Genomic DNA, 4,372 nt, shown 5'->3' on the forward strand with positions numbered 1-4,372 from the left:
GCATGAGCCCGCGCCCGACAATGACCCATATGGCCAGGCCGAGCAACGGCAAAAGCAGCACCAGTGGCCATAGCGTCCGCCACGCGACGCCTGCCGCGAGCCGGTTGCGGATGGAAAGCGGCTGGGCGAGCTGCACGACGTTATCGCCGACGATCGCGCTGTAGACGCGCCATACGCCGCGCGACGTGGTTTCGGTGGAAAAGCCAAGTTCCGCATGCGGAGCGAGCGCCACGCGGGGGTGCGAGTAGTACATCAGCACGCCGTTACGGTTCCATATCTGGATGACGACGCCTTCGTCGCTGTCGCTGCGCGACTGGAGGACGGATGAAAAGGGTTCCGACGGCAGCGCGGCTGCGATCTGTTCCAGTTGGTAATCGAAGAGTTCGTTGGCTTCGGCCAGAGCCTGTCGATAGATCAGCCAGCCAGCGAACCCCACGCCTACGATCACCAGTGCAAGCAGCCAGACCAGCAATTGGCGTCGAATCGAATGCATCACGCTTCCTTCGCGACCATGTAACCCAGGCCCCGGACGTTTCTGATCAGATCGGGGCTGAGCTTCTTGCGTAGCGAGTGGATGTAGACCTCGACCGTGTTGCTGCCGATTTCCTCACCCCAGCCGTAGATTTTCTCTTCGAGCTGACTCTTCGATAACACCGCCCCCGGGCGTGCCATCAGCGCTTCCAGCAGGGCGAATTCGCGGGCCGAGAGGGCGATGGGCTGGTTGTCCAGAGTGACCTGGTGGCCCACAGGGTCGAGCGTGAGGGCGCCGTGGCGGATCAGCGAATCGCCTCGGCCAGCGTGGCGGCGGATCAGCGCGCGCATTCGGGCGCCCAGTTCGTCGAGGTCGAAGGGCTTGACGAGGTAGTCGTCGGCGCCGGCATCCAGGCCTTTTACCCGATCCGCGATGGCGTCGCGCGCGGTGACGATGAGTACGGGCAGCGCGTTGCCTTTGGCCCTCAAGCTCTTCAATACGTCCAGTCCGTCCTTCTTGGGCAAGCCCAGGTCCAGGAGCATGAGGTCGTAGGACTCTCCCCCTACCGCGGTTAGCGCCGCTTCGCCGTCCTGTACCCAGTCGACCGCGAAGCCATCGCTGCGCAACGCCTTGCGGACACCCTCCGCAATCATTCTGTCGTCTTCTACTAGCAGGATTCGCATGATGGCTTGGCTTTATATCGGCCCGTCGGGGCTGGGAGCCCATTTTAGCGGGCGTCGGATTAAAGGGGGCTTAAGGTGACTTAAGGCGGCATTTACGTAGAATCACGCCACGCTCATAGCCGGCCGCCTCGCTTCCATGTCCGAAATCACTCGCTCGACCGTTGCGCCGACGCCCTCCCCTCAAGCGCTCACTATCATGCTGTGGCTGGTCGCGACCGGCTTCTTCATGCAGACCCTCGATTCGACCATCGTCAATACCGCGCTTCCCGCCATGGCCCGCAGCCTCGGTGAAGCCCCTCTACGCATGCAGGGCGTCGTGATCGCCTATTCGCTGACCATGGCAACGGTCATTCCGTTTTCCGGCTGGCTCGCCGATAAATTCGGCACCCGGCACGTCTTCTTCAGCGCCATCCTCGTCTTTACCATCGGCTCGCTTCTTTGCGCCAACGCACATTCGCTGTCCCAACTCGTCGCCTATCGCGTGGTGCAAGGGGTTGGCGGCGCTATGCTCCTGCCAGTCGGACGGCTCGCCGTCCTCCGCGTGTTTCCCGCCGAACGCTATCTCAGCGCGCTGTCATTCGTCGCCATTCCCGGTCTCATCGGCCCGCTGATCGGACCGACGCTCGGTGGGTGGATCGTCCAGATCGCTTCGTGGCACTGGATCTTTCTTATCAACGTGCCGGTCGGCATTGTCGGCTGTATCGCCACCCGGCTCTTCATGTCCGATAGCCGTAATCCCGATACCGCGCCCTTCGATCTCGCGGGCTACCTGCTGCTCGCCGTCGGCATGGTCGCGCTCACCGTTTCACTCGACGGCCTCGCCGATCTCGGCCTCCAGCACGCCATCGTGCTCGTGCTGCTGGTGCTCAGCTTCGGTTGCTTCGTCGCCTACGGCCTCCACGCGGTACGCGTGCCGCAACCCCTCTTTTCGCTCGATCTCTTCAAGATCCACACGTTCAGCGTCGGCCTGCTCGGCAATCTTTTTGCCCGGATCGGCAGTGGCGCCATGCCGTACCTGATCCCACTTCTGCTTCAGGTCAGTCTCGGCTATTCGGCGTTCCAGGCCGGTCTCATGATGTTGCCCGTCGCGGCTGCGGGGATGGCGTCAAAGCGCCTCGTGACCAGGCTGATCATGGCGCGCGGGTATCGTCAGGTGCTGGTGGTCAATACCGTGCTGGTCGGCCTCGCGATGGCCAGTTTCGCTCTCACCAGTGCCAGCCAGCCGTTATGGCTGCGACTTGTGCAACTGGCCATTTTCGGCAGCGTCAACTCCATGCAGTTCACCGCGATGAACACGCTCACCCTGAAAGACCTCGGCGTCGGCGGCGCCAGCAGCGGCAACAGTCTCTTTTCGCTCGTGCAAATGCTCTCCATGGGTCTCGGGGTGACCATCGCCGGCGCGGTGCTCGCGACCTTTACCGGCATCCTGCCACGGGTCGCCGCCACCGATTTGCTGCCCGCTTTTCACGCAACGTTCCTGTGCGTCGGCATTATTACGGCGTCTACGGCGTGGATCTTTGGGCAACTCGCGCCGGAGATTCGCCCGGTATCGAAGGGAAGAACGGATCCCTCGGAATCGCATTGAGTTTTTGAGCGTTTTGAAGTCAACGAATATTAAGGGCCAGGTTATCTGTCACGAAAACGCCTACGAGGAGGATGTATCCGTTTTCTGGCCCACGCCGCTGGTTTGCTGCACTATCGGAGTGCGGGCGGCACCGCCGCGCGGCAGCGGCACGACGTGAACACGCGCTTTATCCCGTGCTGCGCCACAGCGGGCCCAATATCTCGATATTCTGGCAAATGCGCATGCTTCTTGCTCATGGCTAAGTCGGGCTATCCTGTAAACTAGTCGTTTACCCACCCACTTCGTGCCGCACACCGCGTCCGAAGGCCAGGCACCCACACTATGAGCACGGTTGATCTCGACCCTCCCCGCTTCCAGCCGCCCCGCCCCGTCGCGAGCGATGACGGCGCGCGGCGCACCGTCCTGTATGGTGAATTCACCGTGTTCAGTGTGTTCCAGCCGGTGTTTTCGGTGTCGCACCGGCGGGCGATCGGATATCACGCGTCGCTTCGTGCCCGCGATGATTCCGGCCGGCAGGTGCCATCGCACGAAGTTTTCACGCAGGCGGCGCGACGCGGCGATTTGCTGGAGTTGGGCCGGCTGGCCGAATCGCTGCATCTGGGCAACTTCTTTGCGTTCGATAGCGACGACGAATGGCTATTCCTGAGCCTTCATCCGGCCGCATTGATGGACACGAGTTATGGCGACGCGCTGTTGGCATCGTTGAAAGACGTGGGGTTGCCGCCGCAACGGGTGGTGCTCGAAGTGCCGGAGCAAGCCGGAGGCGAAACCACGCGATTCGCCGAGATCATTGATTCGCTGCGCAAGTCCGGATTCCTGATTTCGCTCGACGGCTTTGGCGTGAAGCATTCGAATATCGACCGGGTGTGGCATTTGCGTCCGGATATCGTGACGCTTGACCGCTGCATTCTTCAACAGGCAAGCGAACATTCCCATATTGAGCGCGTGTTGCCGGGCCTGGTTTCGCTGCTGCACCAGTCCGGGCAGTTGGTGTTGATGGGCGGCTTGAGTACCGAACGCGATGCGCTCATTGCGCTCGAATGCAACGTCGATTTTGTGCAAGGCGCGTATTTCGCGGCGCCGAGCGTCGAGGCGGTCAAGCCGCAAGCTGCGCAGGGCGTGGTGGATGCGCTATCGGCGACGTCGCGGGAACGGGTGACGGCGCGCGAACGCGTGCAATCCGCGCGATTGGCGCCGTACGTCGGTGCGCTGGAAGCGGCGGCTACGCGCCTGATTGAGGGCGAGATGCTCATCGATGCCACGCGTTCGTTGCTGCAACTCAACGAGACGGCGCGCTGCTTCTTGCTTGATGCGTCGGGCCGCCAGATCGGCGATAACGTGCTGCCTGCTGCGCGTGCATCGCAGCGCGCAAAGCGCTTCCGGCCGCTGCTGCATTCGGAGGGTGCGAGTTGGGAGCGCCGGCCCTATTTCATTGAGGCGTTGCGCTCGCCTGGGCGGGTTCACATGACGGCGCCGTATTTGTCGATTAACGAGGCGCATTTATGCGTCACGGCGTCGATTGCGGCGCAGGCCTCGCATGGCTTGCAGGTCTTGTGCGTCGATATTAATTGGGACGTGACTTCGCCGGTGAAGTGATGCTGCGCGGGGGGGGGGGTCGCTGGCGCGGTTTGG

At 62.3% G+C, this 4,372-nt stretch carries 3 protein-coding genes and 1 pseudogene; 2 read left to right on the forward strand and 2 right to left on the reverse strand.

Annotation, left to right across the window (positions count from 1 at the left end):
* A pseudogene (locus WCA53_RS33480) lies at window positions 1-493 on the reverse strand (ATP-binding protein); the annotation flags it as partial.
* Window positions 493-1,155 (reverse strand): response regulator, encoded by a 663-nt coding sequence (locus WCA53_RS33485; RefSeq protein ID WP_423922211.1) that lies wholly within the window; start codon window positions 1,153-1,155, stop codon window positions 493-495. The pseudogene WCA53_RS33480 and the gene WCA53_RS33485, both read right to left, overlap by 1 nt.
* A gap of 136 nt (window positions 1,156-1,291) precedes the next feature.
* Here WCA53_RS33485 and mdtD point away from each other — a divergent pair, with 136 nt between their 5' ends.
* Window positions 1,292-2,740, forward strand: coding sequence for a multidrug transporter subunit MdtD (gene mdtD, locus WCA53_RS33490; RefSeq protein WP_423922215.1), 1,449 nt, complete (start codon window positions 1,292-1,294; stop codon window positions 2,738-2,740).
* 321 nt (window positions 2,741-3,061) lie between these two features.
* Window positions 3,062-4,336, forward strand: a complete 1,275-nt coding sequence (locus WCA53_RS33495; protein WP_423922219.1) for an EAL domain-containing protein — start codon at window positions 3,062-3,064, stop codon at window positions 4,334-4,336.
* Window positions 4,337-4,372 lie beyond the last annotated feature (36 nt).

The organism is Caballeronia sp. (assembly GCF_049581465.1).
Taxonomy (GTDB): Bacteria; Pseudomonadota; Gammaproteobacteria; order Burkholderiales; family Burkholderiaceae; genus Caballeronia.

Excerpts from the sequence above, each read along its gene's own strand:
- WCA53_RS33485 (WP_423922211.1), bottom strand. The coding sequence starts at position 1,155 with ATGCGAATCCTGCTAGTAGAAGACGACAGAATGATTGCGGAGGGTGTC.
- mdtD (WP_423922215.1), top strand. The coding sequence starts at position 1,292 with ATGTCCGAAATCACTCGCTCGACCGTTGCGCCGACGCCCTCCCCTCAA.
- WCA53_RS33495 (WP_423922219.1), top strand. The coding sequence starts at position 3,062 with ATGAGCACGGTTGATCTCGACCCTCCCCGCTTCCAGCCGCCCCGCCCC.